Origin of the sequence: Aminobacter sp. NyZ550 (genome assembly GCF_025628925.2) — a bacterium.
Taxonomy (GTDB): Bacteria; Pseudomonadota; Alphaproteobacteria; order Rhizobiales; family Rhizobiaceae; genus Aminobacter; species Aminobacter ciceronei.
Genome location: NZ_CP114191.1, coordinates 524,248 through 548,059, shown reverse-complemented (window position 1 = coordinate 548,059; position 23,812 = coordinate 524,248). Strand labels below are relative to the sequence as shown.

Annotated in this window: 21 protein-coding genes; 4 read left to right on the top strand and 17 right to left on the bottom strand. The window is 63.2% G+C overall.

Features of this window, described 5'->3' with window-relative positions; all coding sequences use genetic code 11:
- Positions 1-64: 64 nt before the first annotated feature.
- The 8 genes from N7E70_RS29790 to N7E70_RS29755 form a co-directional block, all read right to left on the bottom strand.
- Positions 65-1,303 (bottom strand): phenylacetate--CoA ligase family protein, encoded by a 1,239-nt coding sequence (locus N7E70_RS29790; protein ID WP_263005307.1) that lies wholly within the window; start codon positions 1,301-1,303, stop codon positions 65-67.
- Between the two features lie 67 nt (positions 1,304-1,370).
- Entirely contained in the window at positions 1,371-2,207 is an 837-nt protein-coding gene (locus N7E70_RS29785; RefSeq protein WP_182574300.1) for an ABC transporter ATP-binding protein, read from the bottom strand.
- Positions 2,208-2,269: 62 nt separating this feature from the next.
- Positions 2,270-3,598, bottom strand: a complete 1,329-nt coding sequence (locus tag N7E70_RS29780; RefSeq protein WP_263005306.1) for an ABC transporter substrate-binding protein — start codon at positions 3,596-3,598, stop codon at positions 2,270-2,272.
- A gap of 47 nt (positions 3,599-3,645) precedes the next feature.
- Complete coding sequence (locus tag N7E70_RS29775) at positions 3,646-4,722, bottom strand: branched-chain amino acid ABC transporter permease (RefSeq protein ID WP_263005305.1); 1,077 nt, start codon at positions 4,720-4,722, stop codon at positions 3,646-3,648.
- A gap of 4 nt (positions 4,723-4,726) precedes the next feature.
- Positions 4,727-5,701, bottom strand: a complete 975-nt coding sequence (locus N7E70_RS29770) for a branched-chain amino acid ABC transporter permease (RefSeq protein ID WP_263005304.1) — start codon at positions 5,699-5,701, stop codon at positions 4,727-4,729.
- A 104-nt stretch (positions 5,702-5,805) separates the two neighbouring features.
- On the bottom strand, positions 5,806-6,585 hold the full coding sequence (locus tag N7E70_RS29765) for an ABC transporter ATP-binding protein (protein WP_192320476.1): 780 nt from the start codon (positions 6,583-6,585) through the stop codon (positions 5,806-5,808).
- The gene (locus N7E70_RS29760) at positions 6,582-8,468 is read right to left on the bottom strand and encodes an AMP-binding protein (protein ID WP_269441484.1); all 1,887 of its coding nucleotides are present in this window, start codon (positions 8,466-8,468) and stop codon (positions 6,582-6,584) included. The genes N7E70_RS29765 and N7E70_RS29760 overlap by 4 nt, the downstream gene beginning before the upstream one ends.
- A gap of 307 nt (positions 8,469-8,775) precedes the next feature.
- Entirely contained in the window at positions 8,776-9,450 is a 675-nt protein-coding gene (locus N7E70_RS29755; protein WP_246765458.1) for a Crp/Fnr family transcriptional regulator, read from the bottom strand.
- Between the two features lie 508 nt (positions 9,451-9,958).
- Here N7E70_RS29755 and N7E70_RS29750 point away from each other — a divergent pair.
- From N7E70_RS29750 to N7E70_RS29740, 3 genes are all read left to right on the top strand, one after another.
- The gene (locus N7E70_RS29750) at positions 9,959-10,642 is read left to right on the top strand and encodes an antitoxin Xre/MbcA/ParS-like domain-containing protein (RefSeq protein ID WP_246670704.1); all 684 of its coding nucleotides are present in this window, start codon (positions 9,959-9,961) and stop codon (positions 10,640-10,642) included.
- Between the two features lie 314 nt (positions 10,643-10,956).
- Positions 10,957-11,997 carry a porin gene (locus tag N7E70_RS29745; RefSeq protein ID WP_182574302.1) on the top strand — a complete coding sequence of 347 codons (1,041 nt, stop codon included), beginning with the start codon at positions 10,957-10,959 and terminating at the stop codon, positions 11,995-11,997.
- Positions 11,998-12,158: 161 nt separating this feature from the next.
- A complete protein-coding gene (locus N7E70_RS29740) occupies positions 12,159-12,923 on the top strand; it encodes an IclR family transcriptional regulator (RefSeq protein WP_067967550.1) in 765 nt (254 codons plus the stop codon).
- Positions 12,924-12,972: 49 nt separating this feature from the next.
- On the opposite strand, the gene N7E70_RS29735 is transcribed toward N7E70_RS29740, so the two are convergent.
- The 3 genes from N7E70_RS29735 to N7E70_RS29725 all read right to left on the bottom strand — a co-directional run bounded on the left by N7E70_RS29735 (position 12,973) and on the right by N7E70_RS29725 (position 16,868).
- A complete protein-coding gene (locus N7E70_RS29735; protein WP_263005302.1) occupies positions 12,973-14,157 on the bottom strand; it encodes a Rieske 2Fe-2S domain-containing protein in 1,185 nt (394 codons plus the stop codon).
- 7 nt (positions 14,158-14,164) lie between these two features.
- A complete protein-coding gene (locus tag N7E70_RS29730) occupies positions 14,165-15,130 on the bottom strand; it encodes a PDR/VanB family oxidoreductase (RefSeq protein WP_263005301.1) in 966 nt (321 codons plus the stop codon).
- Positions 15,131-15,200: 70 nt separating this feature from the next.
- Positions 15,201-16,868, bottom strand: coding sequence for a thiamine pyrophosphate-binding protein (locus N7E70_RS29725; RefSeq protein WP_263005300.1), 1,668 nt, complete (start codon positions 16,866-16,868; stop codon positions 15,201-15,203).
- A 316-nt stretch (positions 16,869-17,184) separates the two neighbouring features.
- On the opposite strand from N7E70_RS29725, the gene N7E70_RS29720 reads away from it, so the two are divergent.
- Complete coding sequence (locus tag N7E70_RS29720; RefSeq protein ID WP_067967554.1) at positions 17,185-18,369, top strand: amino acid aminotransferase; 1,185 nt, start codon at positions 17,185-17,187, stop codon at positions 18,367-18,369.
- A 128-nt stretch (positions 18,370-18,497) separates the two neighbouring features.
- On the opposite strand, the gene N7E70_RS29715 is transcribed toward N7E70_RS29720, so the two are convergent.
- The 6 genes from N7E70_RS29715 to N7E70_RS29690 are packed head-to-tail and all read right to left on the bottom strand — an operon-like array spanning position 18,498 to position 23,783.
- Positions 18,498-19,670, bottom strand: coding sequence for a 4-hydroxybenzoate 3-monooxygenase (locus N7E70_RS29715; RefSeq protein ID WP_263005299.1), 1,173 nt, complete (start codon positions 19,668-19,670; stop codon positions 18,498-18,500).
- A 46-nt stretch (positions 19,671-19,716) separates the two neighbouring features.
- Positions 19,717-20,385, bottom strand: coding sequence for a 4-carboxy-4-hydroxy-2-oxoadipate aldolase/oxaloacetate decarboxylase (locus N7E70_RS29710; RefSeq protein ID WP_067967559.1), 669 nt, complete (start codon positions 20,383-20,385; stop codon positions 19,717-19,719).
- The gene (locus N7E70_RS29705; protein ID WP_067967562.1) at positions 20,382-21,038 is read right to left on the bottom strand and encodes an RraA family protein; all 657 of its coding nucleotides are present in this window, start codon (positions 21,036-21,038) and stop codon (positions 20,382-20,384) included. Before N7E70_RS29705 ends, N7E70_RS29710 begins: the two co-directional genes overlap by 4 nt.
- Entirely contained in the window at positions 21,035-21,697 is a 663-nt protein-coding gene (locus N7E70_RS29700) for an RraA family protein (protein ID WP_182574309.1), read from the bottom strand. The genes N7E70_RS29705 and N7E70_RS29700 overlap by 4 nt, the downstream gene beginning before the upstream one ends.
- Positions 21,694-22,710, bottom strand: a complete 1,017-nt coding sequence (locus N7E70_RS29695) for a hypothetical protein (protein WP_067967568.1) — start codon at positions 22,708-22,710, stop codon at positions 21,694-21,696. Before N7E70_RS29695 ends, N7E70_RS29700 begins: the two co-directional genes overlap by 4 nt.
- Positions 22,711-22,757: 47 nt before the next feature.
- Entirely contained in the window at positions 22,758-23,783 is a 1,026-nt protein-coding gene (locus N7E70_RS29690) for an amidohydrolase family protein (protein WP_182574310.1), read from the bottom strand.
- Positions 23,784-23,812 lie beyond the last annotated feature (29 nt).

Sequence of the window (23,812 nt, the reverse complement as noted above, 5' to 3'; positions counted from 1 at the left end):
AAAGCCCGGCAACACCCGGGCTTCTTTCTACAGACGGTGCTTGCTGGAGAGCTTCTGCCTTGGATTATTCGATCGGCCGCTCGTCGGCGATGACCTTGCCGTCATTGGGCAAGGTGCCGGGGGCGACGATTTCGACGCCGCCGCGCATCTTGGTCGCTGCCTGCAAAGCCGCCTCGAGTTCTGCTTGCAGCCCGCCGTTGGCTGAACCGGCTTCGGTCTTCAGCAGCATGACGTCCTGTTCGGCCTGGCGACTGACGACGAGGCGAAGCCGGCCAAGGGCGGGGAATTTTCTTCCTATGGCGGCGATCTGGGCCGGGTCGACGAACATGCCCTTGATCTTGGTGCGCTGGTCGGCGCGACCCATCCAGCCGGCGAGCCGCATGTTGGTGCGGCCGCAGGCGCTCGGGCCGGGCAGGACACGCGACAGGTCGCCTGTGCCGAAACGCAGCAGCGGGTATTCCGGGCTGAGCCGTGTCACGACGACTTCGCCGACGTCGCCATCTGGGACAGTCTCGTTGGTGCCCGGGCGCACGATCTCGACGATCAGGCCTTCGTTGACGACAAGGCCCGAGCGCGCCGCCGTTTCATAGGCGGCGACGCCGAGTTCGGCGGTGGCGTAGGCCTGGTAGGCGTCGATGCCGGCGTTGACGATCTCCTGCTGCAGCGTGGACGGAAACGCTGCGCCCGAAACCAGCGCGTGCCGGAACGGGCTGGCAGCTCCTGATGCCGCCATGCGGTCGAGCAGGATCTTGAGAAAATCCGGCGTGCCGATGTAGCCGGTGGGCTTCAGCACTGTGATCGCCTCGACCTGTTGTTCGGTGTTGCCGACACCAGCGGGGATCACTGCGCAGCCGAGCGCGTGTGCGCCGGCTTCCATCATGTGTCCGCCTGGGGTCAGGTGGTAGCTGAAGGCGTTGTGGACGACGTCTTCTCCACGCATGCCCGAGGCGTACAGGGCGCGGGCTGAGCCCCACCAGTCGTCGCTGCGTCCCTCCGGATCGAAGATCGGTCCGGGGGAAACGAGCAGGCGCTTGAGTGCGCCGGGCCTGGTGGGCGTGAGGCCGGCGAAAGGCGGGTTCTCGGTCTGCAAGGCAAGCAGCTCGCTTTTGCGGATGACCGGCACTTGCTGCAGGGCAGTGCGGTCGATGAGGCTATCAGGCGCAATCCCCTCGAGCTGCCGGCGCAGGGCCGGCGTCGCGGCAAGCGCGGCGTCGATAAGCGAACGCAGCTGGGCAAAAAGTGCCGCCTCGCGGGCCGCTGGATCCTGGGTTTCCCCGGCATCGTAATATGCGTTCGTCACCATGGTTCACCTGGAGTTTGGACAAGGGGCAGGGCGCTGCCGTGGCTAGTCCCGCGCTGCCCGGAACAGATCACGCCAGCCAGCGCTTGCGCCGCTTGTAGCTCTTGACCTCGCGGAACGACTTGCGGCCCTCGCCGCCAATGCCGAGATAGAATTCCTTGACGTCCTCATTGTCGCGCAGGGAGGCGGCGTCGCCATCCATGACGATGCGCCCGGTCTCCATGATGTAGCCATAGGTGGCGTATTTCAGCGCCATGTTGGTGTTCTGCTCGGCCACCAGGAACGACACGCCCTGCTTGCTGTTCAGATCCTTGACGATCTCGAAGATCTCGTCGACCACCTGAGGCGCCAGCCCCATCGACGGCTCGTCGAGCAGGATCATCTTGGGTCGGCTCATCATCGCGCGGCCGATGGCGCACATCTGCTGCTCACCGCCCGAGGTATAGCCGGCCATCGATGAGCGGCGCTGCTTCAGCCTGGGGAAATAGTCGTAGATCATGTCGAGATCGTCGCGGATGGCACGGTTGCCGTCGCGGCGCGTGAAGGCGCCGGTGAGCAGGTTTTCCTCGATCGACAGATGGCCGAAGCAGTGGCGTCCCTCCATCACCTGAATGCAGCCGCGCCGCACCAGTTCGTTTGGGCTCAGTCGGTCGACGCGGTCGCCGTCGAACTCGATCGAGCCCTTGGTGACTTCGCCGCGCTCGGCCCTGAGCAGGTTGGAGATCGCCTTGAGCGTGGTCGTCTTGCCGGCGCCGTTGGCACCCAGGATGGCGACGATGCCGCCTTGCGGCACATCAAGCGACACGCCCTTGAGGACGAGGATGACGTGATCGTAGATCACCTCGATGTTGTTGACCGACAGCATCGGCCGGGCCGGCTCGACCGCTTTGGAAGCATGTTCAGACATCAGCAAGCTCCGGGTCATCGTCCCTTCCCCATGTGGGGAAGGGACCGGGTTCAGGGTGAGCCTCAGGAGGCGTCGCAGGCCTCGGAGCGGGCCGGCCATGGCGCGTTCTTCTCGGCATAGGCCTTGGCGTCGGCATCGAGCAGCGGACCGACCTTGTCGCTCAGCGGCGCGATGTAGTCGGACACCTTTTCATAGGTCGTGCCGTTCCAGCTCTGGACGAAGGTCGAGAAGTGACCGTTGTGATCGGCGCAGGAGAGCTTGACCGCACCGGTGAAGCCTTCGAGGCCGATTTCCTTGAGCCGGGCGTCGTCGACGTTGAGGCCCTCGAGACCGCGGCGTACGTCCTCGCCGGTGACGACCTTGTTGCCGGTGATTTCCTGGGCTCTGCGGATCGCCTCGGCAATCAGCATCGAATTGTAGATGCCGCGGTTGTAGAGAACCTGGCCGACCTTGTCCTTGCCCGAGACCTGGCTCTTGCCGGCGTCGACGACGTGCTTCTGGATATCGGCAAGCAGCGGGAAGTCTGCGCCCACGGCATGCCAGTTCAGCGTCTTGAAGCCCTTGGCGCCATCGCCGGCGCCCTTGGCGTCATCCTCGCTCGGCCACCAGATCGAGATGAACTTCTCCATCGGGTAGTTGGTCTTGACAGCTTCCTTGACGGCGGTGGCGTTGAGCGCGCCCCAGCCATAGAGGATCATGTAGTCAGGCTTGTCGCGGCGGACGCTCAGCCATTGCGACGACTGGTTCTGCATGTCGGCGGCTGCAACCGGATACAGCTTGGCTTCGAAGCCGAGTTCCTTCGACAACTGCTCGATCAGCGGCAGCGGCTCGCGGCCGAAGCTGGCGTCGAGATAGATGTAGCCGATCTTCTTGCCCTTGAGCTTCTCTATGCCGCCGCCTTCCTGCGTCGCGATGTATTGCAGGATCTGGGTGAAGCCGTCCCAGTAAGTCGCTGGCGGATTGAAGATCCAGGGGAAGGTGTCGCCCTTGGCCGAGGCCGACAAGCCGTAGGCCATCGACAGCACGGGAATCTTGTCCACGGCTGCCTTGGGGATCAGCGGCAAGGTGATGCCGGTCGACCACGGATTGACGATGACCGGCTTCTTGGGCTTCACCGATTCATAACATTCGAGGCCCTTCTTGGTGTCGTAGCCGGTCTCGCATTCCTCGACGATCAGCTTGACGCCGCCGATGCCGCCGTCGCGCTCGTTGAGTAGCGTCAGGTAGTCGTGCATGCCGTTGGCGATCGGCGTGCCGGAGCCGGCGAACGGGCCGGTGCGGTAGGTGAACAGCGGCACGTAGATCGAGTCCTCGGCCTGCGCGTCGTGGACGGCGGGCAAGGTCAGCACTGCTGTTGCGGAAAGTGCGTATAACCAGTTCTTGAGTGACATGACGTTCTCCTCCCTACTTGTTTGCATTTCCGTCTTGTGGGCAGCCCCTAGTAAGGGAAGGGCCACACACGAAGCTTCTGCTTGGCGATCTGCCAGAGCCGCGCGAGGCCGTGCGGTTCGACGATCAGGAAAAAGATGATGAGGGCACCGACGATCAGATAGGTCAGGTGCTCGACGGTCGCGGCTGCGATCGGCAGGCCGAGCGCCTCGGGAAGCCCGCGGATGACGATCGGCAGGATGTGGATGAGCGCGGCGCCGAAGAAGCTGCCGATCATCGAGCCAAGGCCGCCGATGATGACCATGAACAACAGCAGGAACGACAGCTTGATGTCGAAGGCCGACGGCTCGGCGGCGCCGAGCCACAGGAACACCATCAGCGCGCCCGAGACGCCGCAATAGAAGGATGACACGGCGAAGGCCAACAGCTTTGCCGGCAGCAGGCGGATGCCCATCAGTTGGGCGGCGATGTCCATGTCCCGCACTGCCATCCAGGTGCGGCCGATCCGACCGTGAACGATGTTGGAGGCAAGCAGGGTCATGACCACGACGATGACGAGCACGACCAGATAGCGTGTCACCGGCGTGGCCGACGGGCCGGTGATGGCGAGGCCGAACAAGGTGCGCGCCGGCACCTCGATGGCGCCTGACGGATTGTCGTTGTAGAGCCAGCTGATGCGGACGAAGCACCATTGCAGGAAGAACTGTGCGGCGAGCGTCGCGACCGCGAGATAGAAGCCCTTGATACGCAGCGACGGCAGGCCGAACAGCACGCCGATGCTGGCTGCGAAGAAGCCCGAGCAGAGAATCCAGACCAGGATGTTGACGCCCGGAAAGATCGTCGAAAGCTTGTAGGCGGCATAGGCGCCGACGCCCATGAAGGCTGCCGAGCCCAGGGACAACAGGCCGGTGTAGCCGACGAGGATGTTGAGCCCGATCGCGCCGAGCGACAAGATCAGAAACGGCACCATGACCGAGGCGAGCAGGAACTCGTTGCCGAACAAAGGCACGACGACGAAGGCAACGAGCAGGATGGCGGCCAGGCCGAGCCTGTCCTGCAGGATCGGGAACACCGCCTGGTCGGCCGCGTAGCTTTGTTTGAACTGGCCCGTCTCGCGATAGAACATGGTGTCAGATCCGCTCGATTATCTTGTCGCCGAACAGGCCTTGCGGCCGGTACAGCAGGAACAGCAGAGCGATGGCATAGGCGAACCAGCTTTCGATGCCGCCGCCGAGCAAAGGCCCCCAGTAGAACTCGCCGAGTTTCTCGCCGATGCCGATGATCAGGCCGCCGACGATCGCGCCGGGCACCGAGGTCAGTCCGCCCAGCACCAGAACGGGCAGCGCCTTGAGGGCCACGATCTCGAGCGCGAAGGAGACGTCGGAGCGGGCACCCCACATGATGCCTGTCACCAGCGCGACCAGGCCTGCGGCGAACCAGACGATGACCCAGATCTGGTTGAGCGAAATGCCGACCGAAAGTGCTGCCTTGTGACTGTCGGCTACGGCACGCAACGCCCGGCCGATGCGGGTCTTCTGGAAGAACAGGGCGAGCCCGACGATCATTGCTGACGCGATGATCGCGGCGGCGATGTCGATCTTCTGGAAACTGACGAGGCCGCCGAGCATCTCGACGTCGACCGAACCGCTGGGCAGGAACAGTTCGCTTGTTATCATCTGCTTGGGGTCGCCGCCGAACACCATCTCGCCGAGGCCGATCAGCACATAGGTGATGCCGAAGGTCGCCATGAACAGGATGATGTCGGGCTGGTTGACCAACGGCCTGAGCACGACACGTTCGACCAGCATCGCCAGCACGAACATCACCCCTGCGGTCAGGATCAGGGCGACGAAGGCGGCCGCGTGACCCGAGAAACCTGCTGCCGAGAACTTCTCGTAGAAGCCGACGAGAGTGAGCGCCGAAAACACCACCATGATGCCCTGGGCAAAATTGAACACGCCCGAGGCCTTGAAGATGAGCACGAAGCCAAGCGCGATCAGCGCATAGAGCACTCCGGAGACCAGCCCTTCCCAAAGGGTCTGCACCAGCAGGTCGGGCATCTGCACCATCTGGACGAAGGGGTCGATGAAGATGTCGTAGAGCATCTGCTACCCCCCTCAGCCGAGCCGGCAGATGGCGCGAGCCGGCCGGCATGTCGTGCGTCTCGTGTTCATGCGGAACGTCTCTCTTCCAACAGACTGCTGCATGCTCAGTGCCCCACGCCGAGATAGGCTTCGATGACCTTCGGGTCGGCCTTGACCACCTCGGGCGTGCCGTCGGCGATCTTGTGCCCGTATTCGAGCACCACCACGCGATCGGACAGGTCCATCACCACGCCCATGTCGTGTTCGATGAGAGCGATGGTGGTGCCAAAGTGCTTGTTGAGGTCGAGGATGTAGCGGCACATGTCCTCCTTCTCCTCGATGTTCATGCCGGCCATCGGCTCGTCGAGCAGCAGGAGCTCCGGCTCCATCGCAAGCGCCCGGCCGAGCTCGACGCGCTTCTGCAGGCCGTAGGGCAGCTTGCCGACAGGCGTCTTGCGGATCGACTCGATCTGCAGGAAGTCGATGATGTCTTCGACCACGCGGCGGTGTTCGATCTCCTCGCGCATCGCCGGCCCGTAACGCAGCATCTGCCAGAACAGGCCGCGGTGCATTTTCAGCGTGCGGCCGACCATGATGTTGTCGAGCGTGGTCATGCCCTTGAACAGCGCCACGTTCTGGAACGTGCGGGCGATGCCCTGGCTCGCTGCCTGGTAGGGCCGCATGTGCGGACGCGTCTTTCCCTTATAGGTGATGCGGCCGTGCTGGGGGTGATAGAAGCCGTTGACGACGTTCAGCATCGAGGTCTTGCCGGCGCCGTTGGGGCCGATGATGGCGCGGATCTCGCCCTTGCGGATGTCGAAGGAGACATCGGTGATGGCTTTCACCCCGCCGAACGACAAGGATACGCCATCGACCGCCAGCAGGGTTTCCGATGTCGCGGTCATGCGGCGGCCTCGAGCTTTGCGGTTGGCATCGCCTTGGTGTCGGCGATTCGGACCCGGGCCGAGATCACGCCCTTGCGACCGTCTTCGAAGGTCACTTCGCTCGAGATGTCGGCAGCGTCGGCACCGTTGTAGAGCGCGTCGACCAGCGGCTTGTAGCGTTCGGCGATGAAGCCGCGTCGCACCTTCTGGGTGCGGGTCATCTCGCCGTCGTCGGCGTCGAGTTCCTTGTGCAGGATCAGGAAGCGATGGATCTGGGCGGCAGCCATGCGCGGCTCGGCCGCGAGTGCCCGGTTCACCTCGGCGACATGCTCGATGAACATCGCATAGACCTCGGGCCGCTGTGCCAGTTCCTGGTACGAGCCGTAGGCGATGTTCTTGCGCTCGGCCCAGTTGCCGACCGCCGTGAGGTCTATGTTGAGCATCACGGTGACGAAGTCGCGGTCCTGGCCGAAGGCCACGGCTTCCTTGATGTTGGGGAAGAATTTCAGCTTGTTTTCGATGTATTTCGGCGCAAACAGCGCGCCCGACCTCAGCTTGCCGACATCCTTGGCCCGGTCGATGATGTTGAGGTGGCCGTCGGGGTCGAAGAAGCCGGCGTCGCCCGTCTTCACATAGCCATCTGACGTCACCGTCTCGGCCGTCTTTTCCGCGTCCTTGTAATAGCCGACGAATTGGCCCGGCGAGCGGTAGAGCACCTCCCCGTCGTCGGTGATACGAATGTCGACATTGGGTGTTGCCGGCCCGACAGTGCCCGCACGGATCTGCCCGTCCGGCTGCGCGGTGACATAAAGGAATGCTTCGGTCTGCCCATAGAGCTGCTTCAGGTTGAGGCCGAGCGAGCGATAGAACGAAAACAGATCCGGGCCGATCGCCTCGCCGGCAGTGTAGGCGACCCGGATGCGAGAAAAGCCGAGTACGTTCTTCAGCGGCGCGTAGACCAGCAGGTTGCCAATGGCATAGCCGAGGCGAGCACGAAGCGGGACGTCCTTGCCGTCGAGGATCTGTTCGCCCCAGCGTTTGGCTATGCCGATGAAGTAGTTGAACATCGAGCGCTTCAGCGCGCCGGCATCTTCCATGCGGATGGTGATGCGGGTCAGCAGGGTTTCAAACACCCGTGGCGGCGCGAAATAGAAGCTCGGGCCGATCTCCTGGGTATCCGCCTCGGCGGTCTCGCGACTTTCGGGACAGGCGATGCAGAAGCCGGCGACCAGCGACTGTGCATAGTTGAGATAGTGGTCGCCGACCCATGCCAGCGGCAGGTAGGCAAGCACCTCGTCGCGGTCGGTCAGCTTGTCGAAGGTGACGGTATCGCGCGCCGCCGCAATCGAGCCGCCGGCAGTCAGCAGCACGCCCTTGGAGCGACCTGTCGTGCCCGAGGTGTAGAGGATGATCGAGATGTCGCTGGCCTGGCCATGATCGCGCTCGGCGTCGATCGCGGCGCGCGCAGTGGCGTCGGAAGCCAACAGGGCACGGCCGTTTGCTATGATGGTGTCGATGGCGTGAAGCCGGCTGTGATCATAATCGCTCAGGCCGCGCGGTTCGTCATAAAGCACGGTGCGGAGCTTGGGCACACGATCTTGGACCGAGATCAGCTTGTCGACCTGTTCCTGGTCCTGCACCACCGCAAATGCGACGTCGGCATGGTCGAGCACATAGGCCATCTCGTCGGCAACTGCGTCGGCGTAGACAGGGACAGGGATGGCGCCCAGCCACTGCGCGGCGAGAATGGTCCAGTACATGGCCGGCCGGTTTTCGCCGATGACCGCGATCGTCGCGCCACGCTCGAGACCCAGCTGCTGCAAGCCGGTCGCATAGGCGCGGATTGTCTCGGCCAGTTCGCTCCAGCTCCACGTCCGCCAGATGCCAAGATCCTTGTGGCGCATCGCCGGACGGTCTGGCCGCACTTGTGCGTGCTCGCACAACAGCTTGGCAAACGTGTCGTGTCCGCGCGTCTCGCTCCCTTGTGCCAAAGGCACGCCTCCCGTTTCGTTCCCTCGTATGCCGCCGGGTATTCCCGGTCGTTGCATCGAGGCTCGCAACCTTGGCAGGCTTTTTCAAGGGCTGGCTTGACAGACACGTCGCCAATGTTCAGTCTTGGCTACCGGCCTTGTGTCGTCGAGCCGCTAAAATTCCCCTAAATTGTTGATTTTGCTGTGCTGCCGGCGCTGGCGGACACCAAGCGCCGCGGTGCTACTCGCCGTAGTGGCGCAGCTTGTCGAGGTCCAGGATCGTCACGCCGCCACCTTCACTGCGGAGCAATCCTTCCTTTTCCAGCTCCTGCAGGATTCGGTTGGCAACAGGCCGCGACACGCCGGCCAGCAAGCCGATCTCTTCCTGACTGATATCGATGTGTTTGCCGACGAATGGGCTGATCACCGGGTTGAACAGCGAGGCCAGACTGCGCGCTACCTTGCCGGTCGAATCGAGCGTGCGGTCATGCTCCACCTGCGCAATGAACTGCCCAAGCCGCTCATTGATGAGCCGCACCAGCAACCGGTCGAAGGCGACGCTGTTTTCGAACAGCCAGAAGAATGTCGCGCGATTGAGAAGCGCCACCTGCGTGCGGCGCAGTGCAAGGACGTCATACTGGCGAGGCTCGTCCTTGAGCAGAGACCCTTCGCCGAACCAGCAGCTTGGCGGCAGGCCGGCATAGGTCACCGCCTTGCCCGAGGTAGTGATCGAACCCAGCCGCAGCAGGCCGCTGACCACACCTATCCAGTTGTCTATGCGATCGCCGCGATGGATGAAATAGGTGCCCGGCTCAAGGACGCGCAGCATGATGCCGCGTCGTGCACGCTCGCGCTCGTCCTCCGGCAGTTCGCGCGCCCAGAACACCGAGGCCAGAAATTGCTCCGGGCTTATCACGCGCGCTCCCATTCCTCATGACGAGTCGTGCGTACCATGTCTTTGTCACGCTCGCCATGCCGCGTGTGTGGCCGCGTGGTGTGCCGGTCGCTTCCCCACCAAGGCGCGTCGCCCATGCCCGTGGGGAATGTTAGCGGGCGCTCAAAGAATGGCAGGGGCATCGTCCGGATCGACTATGCCAACTGTGCAGAAGTCATTGTAGGCATGATCTGCCAGCAGCATCGATTGGACGACGGAGCCTGGCCGAGCAGCCCCGACCGCGGAGGAGCCTCATGGGTGCGGATCGTGGCGCGGATCGCATCGAGGGGAGGGTATCGATGAACGCTGTCTTGCATATGCGCGGCCGACGACCGGGCCTGGGGCGTACTGCTGCAGGCCTTGTCCGGCGTTGAGCCGGCCTCGTTAGCCGCCCGTCGATCGACGGGGCGAGCTTCGCAAGGATCGGCGGTGCCCCACGATCGGATCTCCAGCTTGATGCTTTATTTTGCATTGGCAAGGATTAATGGAAATGGTCGAAGACATTCATGCGCACGGCATTAGCCTTGTCAACAAGTACACTGAATTCTTCATCAGTGAGCTGAAGAATATATTCGCCGCCGACAGTGAAACCATTGGTTGGCCGGCGCGGCAGCGGAGATTGCTCGATGTCACGGCCCGTCCGGCGGCGCAGCCGCCGAGCAGCATATCGCCCGAACTGCCTGACCTTGCCTCGCAATTCATCCGTGCCCTTGCTGTCGAGGCGTCCCGCCAGTGCCTGGCAAATGAGGGTGGCGATCCTGGCATGCTGGCGCAGCCGTCGGCCCCATCGATGCAGCAAGTCACGCTCCGCGGTGGTGACCTCGACTCCATGACCATCGAGGAGTGGGCGGGTCGCGTCGCTGGCGCCACCTATCTGGAAGAAAATCTCCGCATACCGCGGTCCACTTTGCATCGATGGTTCCGCTGCAACGAGGTCATCGCATTGCGAAAGGGGCGGCAGCGCCACGTATTCCCCCTGGCGCAGTTTGTCGACGGAAGGCCAGCGTCGGGTATTCGCGACGTGCTCGCCCATATCACCCATCCGCGGCAGGCCTGGCACTGGATGATCCATCCTTCGCCGGTGCTCAATGGCCGGACCCCGATCGATTTGCTCAAGCAAGACCTGGTCGGCGACGTCGTTTCGGCTGCAAAAGAACACTCCTTGATGTCATAGGCTCTGTCGAACGTCCTCCTGGAGAGATTTTCTTGCAAGGACTGTGTCAAAAATAACGTTTCATTTGTGCCAAATGTATTCATCGTTTCATTTGTACAGTATTGTTGTTGTTTTTATATCACGTAACTAGATGATTCGTCGATTTTGTGACGCGATGTCAAATTTTGATGTTTATCAATCCTGTCGGATAGAGATATTCAAGCTGGCCGGAAACGAAAATCAAAAAACCGTTTCTGTCTGATCGGTGCCGAAGTTGCTTTCAATATAAGAAGGTACTCTGTGCCATTTGAATTAATTCTACTGGAGGTTGGATAATGAATATCAAGAGCATTCTTCTCGGCTCTGCTGCGGCTCTGCTCGCAGTTTCTGGTGCCCGTGCGGCCGACGCTGTCGTCGTCGCCGAACCGGAGCCGATGGAATATGTCCGCATCTGCGACGTCTACGGCGCGGGCTTCTACTACATCCCCGGCACCGAGACCTGCCTCAAGGTCGGCGGCCTGGTTCGCTACCAGATCGACTGGAAGGACACCGATGACGGCTGGAAGAAGTATTCGGCTGCCCGCCTCAAGCTTGATGCCCGTTCGGAGACCGAATACGGCACCTTCCGTCGCTACATCGAACTGCACTGGCAGAACGACGGCGGCACGCAGGGGCCGTCCGGTTACAGCGATACCACCGACATGTGGATCCGCTATGCCTACTTCGAAGTCGGCGGTCTGATGATCGGTCGCAACGACACGCTGTTCGACGGCGGCATCGACGGTGAGTTCGACAAGGGCGGTGGTGCCTTCATCAACCAGATCCGCTACACCTTCGACGCCGGCAACGGCATCGCCGTGTCAGTCGGCCTGGAAGAAGAAGCCAACAACTTCGACTACATGCCGCTCGTGACCGGCAAGGTCTCGATCGCCCAGGGCTGGGGTTCGGTCAACCTGTACGCAGCTTATGACGATCGCTTCTCCGAGTTCGCGCTGAAGGGCATCGTCAACGTCAAGGCAACCGATGCCCTGACGCTGCAGGCGGTCGCCACCTACGAGTCGGGTGCGACCTGGCTCGGTCTGCTGGCCCCCTATTCGGGTTACGACTGGTCGATCGGCGGCTATGTGAAGTACCAGGTCAACGAAAGCCTGTCGGTCGGTGCCGGCGGCCAGTACTTCGGCGACCGTCACTACGGCGACTTCGTCACCGGCCAGACCGTCGACCTGAACGCCAACGACTGGGCAATCGGTGCTGTCGTCGACTACAAGATTGTCGAGAACCTGAACGCCAAGCTGGCCGTCAACTACAACGATGGCGACAGCTATCCGGTCGACGGCTCGTTCTCAGGCTTCCTGCGCCTCGACGCGTCGTTCTAAGCGTCTATCTGAACTGATCTTGGCAAACCCGGCTTCCAGTCGCCGGGTTTGTCTTTTTCCGCCGACGAACCCAGGGAATTTTCAAGGCGGTTGTCTCGAATTTCGTGAATACTTCTTGCTATGCGTGACATATAACAGGCCATGCGCAGCGGAAGAACAGCATGAGACGGTCGAGCCAGGACAATGACGACGAGCAGGGATCCTCGTCAACAGTAAAAAGCGTCGAGGTCGCGGTCCAGATTCTGGATGCGCTGGCTGATGCTCCTGGTCCGGTGCGCGTGACAGAGCTGGCCCGCTCGCTTGACATGACCAAGGCCAGGGTTTCCAGGCACCTGCAGACGCTGACGCGGCTCGGTCTCGTCGACCACGCCCGCGAGGGCGAGGGCTATGTCTTCGGTCGCAAGCTGTTCAAATTCGGCAGAGCCGCCGTCTACCGCAGCAATGTCGTCGAGATCGCGCGGCCCTATCTCAACGAGCTGTGCGCGCAAACAGGCCATACGGCCTTGCTGACAACGCCGATCAAGGGTGGCGCGATGGTTGTGCACGCGGTGCCCAATCCTTTCGAGCCTGGCATCATGGTGCAGCCGGGTATGGTGCTGAGCTTGCCGGGATCGCCGGCAGCCCGGCTGTTCTATTATTTCGAAAACAAGAAGCCGGTGCCGCCGCGGGTCGTCGAGAACCTGACGGCCTATGGCGTCGACTTCGAGACCGACACGCGCGGCAACGGGCTTGGTGGCATCGCCGCCCCGATCTTCGAGGCCGACGGCCAGGTCTGTGCCGCGCTCGGCGTCATCCTGTCGTCGTCGCTGCTGGTGCCTGAGCCCGATGTCCAACTGCTGGCAACCGTGAGATCGGTCGCAAGCGAAATCCAGAAGCGTTATGCCGACGGAGTCAACCCGGCCCTGATGCCGAAGCAATCCAGCTAAACCAGATCAGCTTTGCCGGCCCGCAGGGCGGTTGCGCCCCGGCGACCGGTTAGATGCCCTTGGCGATCGTTCGCGATCCGGCCTCGAGCTCGACCAGCGCTCTGGTCGGATCGAAGACGACCCCGATCGGATCCTTGCCGTTGGCAACGGCGTCGACCTGCTGACGCAGGACCCGGCGCAGCATGCCGATGCCCTGGTCGGTCGAGGTCAGGTTTTCCTCGGAGTGGAAGGTGATCGGCCCCTGGCCGACTTGCGCCTCGTAGTCTCCCGGCAGCCTCTGGTGCTCCTGCTCCGTCAGCTCGTGCCAGAGCTTGCCGGCATATTTCGAGCGGATCTTGGCCAGCGTGCCGGCTTCGCTGACGCGGCCTACCGAATAGATGCGGAACGACGTATCGTCCATCGGCAGCACCCAGCCGAGCAGGCTGCACGGGCCGTCGACGGTTGCGACCGGACTTGCCACCGCGCGCACTGTCGGGATCACGGCCTCGGTGATGCGCTGATGCTCGCCGGCTTCGAGATCGCGCAGCTGCAGGCTGGAGACGCCGCGCGGCGTGTAGTGAAAGCTCACGCGCGGCATCAGACTCATCTTGGAATTGAACTGGTCGCCGCTGAAGGAGCCGTGCAGGATCGGCACATGGAATGGGTCGAGCACGTTTTCATAGTGCTGCAGCCAATTGCAGTCGACGATGACCGGCCCGCCGCTGCCGATGCTGCTGTTGTCGGTTTCGAGAAATTCGCCGACCTCGAGCGTCTCCAGCACATCATAGCTCGGCAGCACGGGTTTGCGGTCGAGCGGGCCCATATAGGCAAAGATCAGGCCGTATTTTTCCTCCAGCGGATAATGCGGCTGGCGGATATGTCCGCGGGTCTTCGCACCCATTTCGGGCTCGCAAGGCTGTTCCAGGCAGTTGCCTTCGGTATCGAACAGCCAGCCGTGATAGCAGCAGCGAATGCCCTGCTCCTCGACCCGGCCATAATAGAGCGATGCGCCGCGATGGGCGCAGCGTGGATGCACGAGGCCGGGCCGGCCGGTGCCGTCGCGAAACAGGATAAGCTCCTCGCCCAGCGCCATGATTTTTCGCGGCGTGGCGGTGGCGTCTCCCGACAGTCCGACCGGGTGCCAATAGCGCCGCAGCAGTTCGCCCATCGGCGTTCCACGCCCGACTTCGGTCAGCTCGGCGAAATATGTCGGCTTGGGCAAGGCGTAGGCCGATCCGTCTTTTGTCATTGTCATTCCTCCCCTAGCGGTCGAGCCGCAACAGTGCTGTCGTGGCGCGTGAGCAGCAGATCATCATCGTGTTGCCGGCCGCACGTTCCGCGTCGCTGAGAACCTTGTCGCGGTGGTCGGGCACACCCTCCAGCACGCGGGTTTCGCATGTGCCGCAGACGCCGTTGCGACAGGACGAGGGCGCATGCACCCCGGCCTGTTCGAGCGCATCGAGGATTGTCTGGTCGGCACCGATCTGGATCGAGAGCCCCGACTTGTTCAGGACGACAATGAAGCCGCCATCATCGGCGGCCGGTACGGTTGGCGTGAAGGATTCGGAATGCACGGTCGAGGGATCGCGCGACGAGGCGGCGTCCAGGAACGCATCGAGCATCGGCGCGGGACCACAGCAGTAGAGCTGTGCATCCGGCGTTGCCTGAGCGACGATGCGCGCGATATCGAGCAGACCATCTTTTTCGCTGTCGACGTGAAGCTGGATGTTGTCGCTGAGCGCCGAGAGCTCGTCGAGAAGTGCGCATTCGGCTCGCGAACGCACAGCATAATGTAGCGTCCAGTCAGCCCCTTCCTCGTGCAGCTGTCGCGCCATGGCCAGCAGGGGCGTGATGCCGATGCCACCTGCAATCAGGATCGACGTGGCTCTGGAGTCCGCAAGCGCGAAGGTCGAACGGGGCTGCGAAATCCTGATCCGATCGCCGGGCCGCGCATTTGTATGCAGCCAGCGCGAACCGCCGCGTGTTGCCCGGTCGAGTGCGACGGCGATGCGGTAGTCTGAAGCATGGGGCGCACCGATCAGAGAGTATTGCCGCACCAGACCATCGGGAAGATGGACGTCGATATGGGCGCCCGCGTCGAAGGAAGGCAGGGGCGCGCCGTTGGTAGGCCTGAGATCGTATGAGAGGACCGTCGGCGTTTCGTAGGAAATCCGACGGACGATCACCTCGATCGTCGCGTCGGCAGTCTGCTGGTGACCGTCGTTCATTTTTGCGGCCATCCCAAGCCGTTCGAGGAGGCCCGGCCGCGCGTCCGCGGGATGCCGGGCCCGGTGAGGTTCAGCCCAGCGGGTTGGCTGGTGGCGTGACGGGCGAGGGCACGAAGGGGTGGATCAGCGCCCAGGGGCTCGGCATTTCGCTGACCGAGACGGCGATCAGGACCGGGCCGTTGCTGTCTTTTGCCCGCACAAGTGCGTCGTGAAGTCCCGATGGTGAGTCCACCTTTTCGAAGGGCAGGCCGAAGGCGCTTGCCAGATGGGCGAAGTCCGGGTTGGCGAGTTCGACCGCGAAGGTGTCGCCGAAGGTGCGCTGCTGGATGCGGCGGACATTGCCGTAGTGGCCGTCGACGAAGACCACGACCGACATGTTGCAGCCGTCGCGCGCCAGCGTCGCCAGTTCCTGCATGCCCCAGCCGAAGCCGCCGTCGCCATTGAGCGAAACGACGCGCCGGTCCGGATTGCCGTGGGCGGCACCGAGTGCGGTGTTGAAGCCGTAGCCCAGTGTGCCCTGGTAGCCCGGGGTGACGTAAGAATTGGCGGCATGGACGGGGAAGGCGATGTTGGAGAAGTAGCCGACCTGGGTCAGTTCGCTGACGAGGATGTCGTCCTTGGCCATGCTGGAGCGAATGGCCCTGACATAGTCGGTTTGCGGCTGGATGGCATCGGTCTGCGATGCGGACCAGGCCTTGACCTTGCCGATCTTGTCCGATGACGAAGCTCGTATTTCGGACGGCAGAGCTGCGAGCAGGGCTTCGGCGGCGGCGGTTGCGTCCGACAGCACCAGGCAGCCCGGCGTGCGGGGTGCTCCGGCGGCACCCGCATCAACATTGACATAGACGTATCTGGTGTCGCCGCTGGCATGGGTCGGCTTGGCGATGCCGTCGATGAACCGGGTTCCGACCGCAACGATGACGTCGGCATGCGGGAACACCGCGCGTCCGCCAAGTGATGTCAGGGCAAGCGGGTGGTTGTCATCAAGCAGACCGCGTGCGCCGTCAGTCATGACGACAGGCGCCTGCAACCGCTCGGCGAGCGCCTGGATGGCCTTGCCGGCACCTGATGCGGCGGCACCGCCGCCGACCTGGATGACGGGGAACTTCGCCTGCGCCAGGATGGCGGCCGCTTCCTCGATGGTGTCGGGCTGCGGTTCGAGGCGGCTGAATTCGGCGCGCGGCAAGACTTTCGTCACGCCCTTGGCCTGCAGCACGTCAGGCGGCAATTCGATGGCGACCGGGCGTGGATGGCCCGAGCGCAGCTGCACGAAGGCTTCATGGACAAGCGCGGGAACGTCCTCGGGGCGATGAGCGATGCCGTGCCACTTGGTCAGCGACTTGAGGATGCCGCTCTGGTCGGGGATTTCGTGCAGCATGCCGTGCTTCTGACCGATCAGGGTCGAGGGAATCTGGCCCGAGATGCAGAGCACGCGCGAGCTGCAGGCATAGGCGGTGGCGAGGCCGGACAGAGCGTTGAGCACGCCGGGGCCTGGCACGACCATGAACACGCCTTCGCGGCCGGTGGTGCGGGCATAGCCGTCGGCCATGTAGGACGTCGCCTGCTCGTGGCGGGGCATGATGTAGCGAATGCGGTCCGGCTGGCTGCGGATGGCGTCAACCGCCCAGTCGAGCTGAATACCGGGAATGCCGAAGATATCGGTCACGCCTTCTTCCAGGAGTTGGGCGACCAACGCCTGTCCTCCGGTCAGCTCCATAGGTTCGTAGTTCCCGTTCACGCCGCTTTTCTCCGATTGGTTTCGCTTGCAGGGCGGGCTCTGACCCGAGGCCGTTTTGCCGGCCCAGGCGCGTCCCAGAACCCTGCGAAGAGTCACATGAAATGCAAAGTCGTCTCATAATGCGTTACATCGTCTCGCTAGTCAACGACAAAACGCGATAGCTGGTCCGAGTTGGAATCCGCTTGGGCTGGCTGTCGTGTAACATCAGGAAAAATGCTAGAGGACGCGCGCCACAAGAGGTCAGCTTGATGAGTTCGAGTTGACCATGTTCAAAACGCGCGATAAAGTCTCATAATACGAGACAATAGAGGGTGATATGTTTTCAAATCTCTCCACGCCGACAGCCGACCCGCTGCTCGGAATGATGCAGCAGTTCCGCGACGACCCGAGCGCCGACAAGGTCGACCTCGGCATCGGCATCTACAAGGACGGGCAGGGCAACGCGCCGGTGCTGGCAACGGTCAAACAGGCGGAATCCTTCCTGGTGGAGAACCAGAAGTCGAAGGCTTATGTCTCTTCGGCCGGCAACGAGGACTATAACCGCCTGACGCGGGAACTCATCTTCGGCGCCAATAGCGGCCTGCTTGCGCGGTCGCAGGCGATCCAGACGCCGGGCGGCACTGGTGCGTTGCGTGTCGCAGGCGATTTCGCCCACAGCGTGAAGCCGGGCGCCAAGGTCTTCCTGCCGGATCCGACCTGGCCGAACCATCCTTCTCTGCTGGCCGCTGCTGGCCTCCAGGTGGTCCGTTACCCCTATTACGATGTCGCGTCGGGCAAGCTGCAGTTCGACCGGATGATCGAGGCGCTGCGCGCCGCGGGTCCCGGCGACCTGGTGCTGTTCCACGGCTGCTGCCACAACCCCGGCGGCGCCGACCCGAGCCTGGCGCAGTGGGCCGAAATCGCCGAATTGCTCGCCTCGACCGGCGCCACCCCGCTGATCGACCTGGCCTATCTCGGTTTCGGCGACGGGCTGGCCGAGGATGCCGCCGGCGTCCGGCTCCTGGCCGAGCGCTTGCCGGAAATGCTGATTGCCAGCTCATATTCGAAGAACTTTGCGCTCTACCGCGAACGCGTTGGCGCGCTGACCTTGGTGGCCAAGGATGAGGCCACGGCCAGCCGCGCGCACGGCCACCTGTTGCCGGTCGTCCGCACCAACTATTCGATGCCGCCGGACCACGGTGCTTCGGTCGTCGCTCACATTCTTGGCAATGTGGCTCTGCGCACGACCTGGGAAGGCGAGGTCGCCGAAATGCGCGGACGCATCAACGGCATGCGCGAAAAGCTGGTGGCAGCGCTTGCAGGTCGCACGACGCGCGACTTCGGATTCCTCGGCGTACAGCGCGGCATGTTTGCCATGCTCGGCATCACCCCTGCCGACGCCGAGCGGATGAAGGTCGAGCACCATGTCCACATCACCAGCTCGGGTCGCGTCAACGTCGCCGGCTTGAACGACAGCAATGTCGGCCATGTCGCCAACGCCATCGTCGCGGTCTGTGGCTGACTTCGGTGGCGGCGGGCTTTGGTCCGCGTGAATGAAAGAAGGGCGGCGTTCCATCGGAACGCCGCCCTTTCCCTTTGAAGGCCTATCGCCGGGATCGGCTTGTCGCCGTGTTCCGGAATTGGTCCGGATCAGATTTCGTAAGGCAGGCCGAGCTGGGCCTTGCGCAGCCGCTGCTGGCCGATCTCGGTATTTCCCCAGTGGTTCAGCGTCTGGTACTGCATCCGGGTCTGGAAGCTCGTCTGGCCGGGGAAGATGTGCAGCGCCTCGCACATCGAGCAGGCCCAATGGACCGTCGGCCAGATCCGCCGCAGGCACATCTCCGAATAGCTGTCGAGCAGGGTGGTGTCGTTGGTCGTCAGCAAACGGCGGATCGCTTCGGCCATGATGCGCGCATCACCAACCGCGAGGTTAAGCCCCTTGCCGCCGCTCGGCGGAACGATATGTGCTGCGTCGCCGGCAATGGCCAGGCGGCCGTGGCGCATCTTCTCGCAGACATAGCCGCGCAGGCGCGCCACTGAGCGCTCGATGATCGGGCCGCGATTGAGCTGCGCTGCCGTGCCGTCGTCCATGCGGATGTCGAGTTCATCCCAGATCTGCTGGTCGCTCATCGCATTGGGGTCGGCGTCGGGTTCGACCTGCAGATAGAGCCGGCCGACCGACGCGGATCGGGCGGAGGCAACAGCCAGGCCGCGTGTTGAATGGGCAAAGCCGCGGCGGGCGGCAAGCGGCGCCGCCTCGGCCAGGATGCCGAGCCACGCAAACGGGTATTCGGTCAGGAAGACGTGCTCATCCGAGCCCGGAATGTGCCTGCGGCTGACGCCGTGGTAGCCGTCGCAGCCGGCGATGAACTGGCACTCCAGCACCTTATCTTCGCCATTATGGCGATAGTGGATGCGCGGAGCGTCCTCGATACCGTCGAGCCGCGATACGTCGGCTTCGAAGACGATCGGCAGGCCGTCGGCCTCGCGTTGAAGGATCAGGTCCTCGACGATCTTCTGCTGGCCGTAGGTGGTCAGGTGCCGACCGGTACCGTCGTCGAGCGAGATATCGGCCTTCTGCCTGTCCCAGCACAACTGCATCGAGCGCATCGGAATGCCCTCACGGTTGAGGCGCTCACCCATACCGTAGGTGCGCAGCGTGTTGACAGTACCCGATTCGAGAACGCCCGCCCGCACGCGCTCGAGCACATAGGCCCGCGTGCGTCGTTCGAGGATCACCGAGTCGATACCGTTGAGCTGGAGAATGCGCGCCACAAGCAGGCCGGCTGGCCCCGCGCCGATGATCCCGACCTGAGTTTTCATGAGTTCACCCATTGCTGCTGACTGGTTTGCGGCGCCGTGTCTGGCGTCAGTATTCGAGGCCCTTGTCCTTCAGGCGCCCGCGCAGATTGAATAGATCGAGGCTGAGGACGCCCTTGGCGAGTTCTGTGCGCTTGGCTTCCTCATCGGCGATGCGTCGCTCGGAAAGTTGTGCGACGGTATCGGCCAGTTGGCGCGGGATGATCACGACGCCGTCGTCATCGGCGACGACGACGTCCCCGGGATTGACCACCGCACCGGCACACGAGACCGGAACGTTCACCGATCCGATTGTTTCCTTGACCGTTCCCTGGGCACAGATCGCTGTCGACCAGACCGGAAACTTCATCTGGGTGAGGTCGCGGATGTCGCGGACGCCTGCGTCGATGACCAGGCCGATGCCGCCGCGCGCCATGACCGAGGTCGCCAGCAGGTCGCCGAAATAGCCGGCGTCGGACGGCGAGAAAGGTGCCACGACAAGGATGTCGCCTGGCTTGATTAGCTCGATAGCCACATGGATCATCCAGTTGTCGCCGGGCGGCACCAGGACGGTGACGGCGCTTCCCGCTATGGCGGCACCCGGATAGATCGGCCGCATGCGCGAGCTCATCAGGCCGGTGCGGCCTAGAGCTTCGTGGGTGGTGGCGACGCCGGCCTTGGCCAGCCGGGCGATTGCCGCGCTGTCGGCGCGTTCGATGTTGCGGACGACCTTGTTCATGACTGGCGGGTCTGCAGTGAGTGGTAGCGGTACTTCACGCGGGCATCGCGCAGCGACATGCCCTCGGTGATGGCTTTCCGGATGGCGTTTTCGGCGATGGCGATCTCGTCGGCGAGGTCGAGAACCTGCTCGGCCCGCTCGCTCGGAATGATGACGACGCCGTCGGCATCGCCGACCAGGATGTCGCCCTGGCGAACCAGCGCGCCGCCGATCTCGACCGTGATGCCGGTGGCGTCGACCTGGACACGGTCCTTGCCGGTCTTCATCGAATAGCTGCGCGAATAGATCGGGTAGCCGAGCCTGAGGCAAAGATCGACGTCGCGGCAGGCGCCGTCGATGACAGTCCCGGCAAGGCCCTTGTGGTTGGCCAACTGGGTCATGATATCGCCCCAGACCGTGCAGTCCTCGCGGCCGCGATTGTCGAGCACAACGACGGTGCCGGCCGGCAGGTCATCGATGAAGTCGCCGACATTGCCCGGTGCCAGCACGTCGACCGGCACGTAGCGGACGGTGAAGGCGCGGCCGACAAGCCTGAATTTGTGGTCGCGTGGCTTGATGCCCCGGCAGACGCCTTCGATGCCGAGCCGGTCCATGGCGTCGGACAGGGTGGCGCAGTCGTGTTTTCCGGCGCGTTCTACGGCCTGGTCGGTCATTGAATTGCCTCGAGCATGTCTTCGTAATCGGCGCCGAGCACCTGGGAGACCGGCTTGCCGGTCTTCAGGGCTTCGATCATCAGGCGTTCCTTGGCAGCGATACGCTCGCCGGTCCGGATCACCTTTTCTGCATTGTCGGCGGTGATGAACACCGCACCCGAACCGTCTGAAATGACGTAGTCGCCGGGCGTCACGATCACCGCGTCGATGGTGACGGGCACGTTGGTTGCGACCTCATGGACGCGGCCGCGAGCCGTGCGCACGGTGGTCGCGCGGGCAAAGATCGGAAAGTCGAGCCCGTTGGCTTCGTCCATGTCACGCAACGGCCCATCGACGATCACGCCCTGGATGCCGACAAGGCGCGCGGCCTGGGTCAGCACTCCGCCCCAGCCGCCGGCATCGATGCCGGGATGGGAAACGACGATCAGCGAGTTGGCGTCGCCGGCTTCGATGGCGCGGGCACCAAGATGGACCTTGGGTGCGCCTGCCGGCGCCGGGCCTTCGGCGAGGGCGACAGTGACAACGCGCCCGGCCACCACGCCGCTGCCGGAGCGGCGGGCGATGCCGGTGACGGCACCAGGCAGGCCGAGTGCGTCGAGCGCGTCCGAGACCGTGCAGGCATCGAGCTGGCGCAGCCGTTCAAGCAACTCTGCGCTCATGACTTGACGCCCCACCAGTACATGCCCTGGGCGGTGCCGGTACCGGCCGGTGAGCGGTAGCAAGGCACATAGGCCACTTCATGGAACTCTGTGTCGTAGGCTTCCATGACACCTGCGGTGGTGATCCAGCTCTTCATCTCCGAAGTGCCCGACTGGAGCTCCGAAAGCGGGATGTTCTTGAGGAACTCGGCATCCTTTTCGCGCATCGCCTGCATGAAGCGGGCGTCCCAGTCCTCATCGATGGTGAAATGGCTCATGCCGCCCGACCCGAACACGACGACACGGGCGTCGCTGTTCCAGGAGCGGATGGCCTCGCCGACGACCTGGCCGAACTTGTAGGAACGGCGGGCGGTCGGCTGGTTCGGCGGGAAGAAGGTGTTCTGGTAGATCGGAACGTTGGGGATGACCTTGTCGCGCATCACCTGGCGGTAGATATGGCCGAAGGCGTGGCTGATGCCGGTCGTGCGCGGATTGTGTGTCGGCAGTTTTGGCGAGACGGTGATGTCGAACTCGTTCTCGACCAGATTGCCGATGATGTGCTTGGCGAGCTCCGGCACCGTATCGTATTCGCGATACTCTTCCGGTGCATGCCCGGCCTCGCCCTCGGCGACACCAGGCGGCATCAGGCGGCGGCCCTCTTCGGTCGCCGGATGATGGCGGATCTTGTCGCCGTAGTAGATCATGTAGGGCGGGCTCAAATCCTCGCCGTAGATTTCGTGCTGGTCGTTGCCGAAGATGATGGCGACGTCGGCCTTCATGGCATCGAAGGCATCGGCCAGTCGTTCGCTGGCGATGTGGCACTTCTCATAATTTGCAGTCATCGCCGCCATGGTGCTGCGTTCGGCAAGGTTCTCGTCCTTGCGCAATTCGCAGAGCTGGTCGAACGAATAGACGCCGCCCCGGAACGGGTGCATGCGGGTTCGGTCCGACTGGACGCGCAGCAGCCATTTGTCAGGCGTGGTGTGCAGTTGCGGCCCATGGGCCGTGCAGATGAAACCGACTATTTTCGCCATAGGTAGCCTCCATGCTGTTCCAAGGCTGCGCTTCAGGTGACCTGGCTTCAGGCTTCGATGTTGAAAAGCCGCGCGGCATTGCCGCCCAGGATTGCCTTGCGTTCATCATCAGAGATGAACGACAGACCGTTGATGTGCGGGATGATGGTGTCGAAGGTCTCGCCGGTCTCGGGATCGATCGATGATCCGACGCCGGGCATTTCCGCGCCGTAGAGGCACTGCGAGGCGCCGACCACCTTGACCAGCAGTTCGATCGCGTCGCGCGAATAGAGCACGGTGTCGAAATAGAGCTTCTGCAGCCTGTCGCGGAAACGCACACCTGATGTCGACATGCCGTTGCGCGGCACCGTGGTCGCGTCGAAGCGGCCGAGCTGGTAGGGGATCGCGCCGCCGCCGTGGCTGACCAGGATCTTGAGCTCGGGAAAGTCTTCCAGCACGGTCGACTTGCACAGGCCGTAGACCGCGGTGGTCTCTTCGTTGATGAAGTGCAGCGAATAGGGTTCGCGCTCAGGCGCCCGTGAGCTTGCCGAATGGATATGGCCGACGACGTCGAGTTCGCAGAGCTTTTCGTAGAGCGGGTACCAGTAGCGATCGCCCATCGGCGGCGCCATGCGGCCATTGTTTTCGAACGGATCGGGGTTGATCAGGCAGCCGCGGAAGCCGAATTCCTTGACGCAGCGTTCGAGCTCCGGCAGCGCCTCGGTGATAGGGCTGTCACCGGTCTGCGGCAGGCCGGCGACGCCATAGAAGCGCTCCGGATAGAGTGCGCATTCCTGGGCGATGATGTCGTTGGCGTATTCGACATACCAGTGCACCAGCTTCTTGGGTTCTTCGGAATGCATGAGCTGGAACGGGCGCGGCGACAAAAGCTGGATGTCGACGCCGGCCTGGTCGAGACAGGCGAGGTGACCCATCGGTGCCATCTCGACGCGGTTGAAGGCCTGCTCCAGCGCTTCGTTGGAGACAGGCGGCGCCTTGCGGCCATGCGCGCCGCGATGCGACAGGATGCTGGCCTTGTAGGCGGGAAGCTGATGCGGCACCGCCATATGTGCGTGACAGTCGATGATCTTCATCGGGCACTCCAGAATTCCAGAAAATTTCG

Bases quoted from the DNA above. Each gene is read 5' to 3' on its own strand.
- N7E70_RS29700 (WP_182574309.1), bottom strand. From the start codon at position 21,697: ATGAGCGCAGAGTTGCTTGAACGGCTGCGCCAGCTCGATGCCTGCACG.
- N7E70_RS29760 (WP_269441484.1), bottom strand. From the start codon at position 8,468: ATGCGCCACAAGGATCTTGGCATCTGGCGGACGTGGAGCTGGAGCGAA.
- N7E70_RS29780 (WP_263005306.1), bottom strand. From the start codon at position 3,598: ATGTCACTCAAGAACTGGTTATACGCACTTTCCGCAACAGCAGTGCTG.
- N7E70_RS29740 (WP_067967550.1), top strand. From the start codon at position 12,159: ATGAGACGGTCGAGCCAGGACAATGACGACGAGCAGGGATCCTCGTCA.
- N7E70_RS29695 (WP_067967568.1), bottom strand. From the start codon at position 22,710: ATGGCGAAAATAGTCGGTTTCATCTGCACGGCCCATGGGCCGCAACTG.
- N7E70_RS29765 (WP_192320476.1), bottom strand. From the start codon at position 6,585: ATGACCGCGACATCGGAAACCCTGCTGGCGGTCGATGGCGTATCCTTG.
- N7E70_RS29785 (WP_182574300.1), bottom strand. From the start codon at position 2,207: ATGTCTGAACATGCTTCCAAAGCGGTCGAGCCGGCCCGGCCGATGCTG.
- N7E70_RS29750 (WP_246670704.1), top strand. From the start codon at position 9,959: ATGGTCGAAGACATTCATGCGCACGGCATTAGCCTTGTCAACAAGTAC.
- N7E70_RS29715 (WP_263005299.1), bottom strand. From the start codon at position 19,670: ATGAAAACTCAGGTCGGGATCATCGGCGCGGGGCCAGCCGGCCTGCTT.
- N7E70_RS29745 (WP_182574302.1), top strand. From the start codon at position 10,957: ATGAATATCAAGAGCATTCTTCTCGGCTCTGCTGCGGCTCTGCTCGCA.
- N7E70_RS29730 (WP_263005301.1), bottom strand. From the start codon at position 15,130: ATGAACGACGGTCACCAGCAGACTGCCGACGCGACGATCGAGGTGATC.
- N7E70_RS29770 (WP_263005304.1), bottom strand. From the start codon at position 5,701: ATGCTCTACGACATCTTCATCGACCCCTTCGTCCAGATGGTGCAGATG.
- N7E70_RS29690 (WP_182574310.1), bottom strand. From the start codon at position 23,783: ATGAAGATCATCGACTGTCACGCACATATGGCGGTGCCGCATCAGCTT.
- N7E70_RS29775 (WP_263005305.1), bottom strand. From the start codon at position 4,722: ATGTTCTATCGCGAGACGGGCCAGTTCAAACAAAGCTACGCGGCCGAC.
- N7E70_RS29720 (WP_067967554.1), top strand. From the start codon at position 17,185: ATGTTTTCAAATCTCTCCACGCCGACAGCCGACCCGCTGCTCGGAATG.
- N7E70_RS29710 (WP_067967559.1), bottom strand. From the start codon at position 20,385: ATGAACAAGGTCGTCCGCAACATCGAACGCGCCGACAGCGCGGCAATC.
- N7E70_RS29735 (WP_263005302.1), bottom strand. From the start codon at position 14,157: ATGACAATGACAAAAGACGGATCGGCCTACGCCTTGCCCAAGCCGACA.
- N7E70_RS29705 (WP_067967562.1), bottom strand. From the start codon at position 21,038: ATGACCGACCAGGCCGTAGAACGCGCCGGAAAACACGACTGCGCCACC.
- N7E70_RS29790 (WP_263005307.1), bottom strand. From the start codon at position 1,303: ATGGTGACGAACGCATATTACGATGCCGGGGAAACCCAGGATCCAGCG.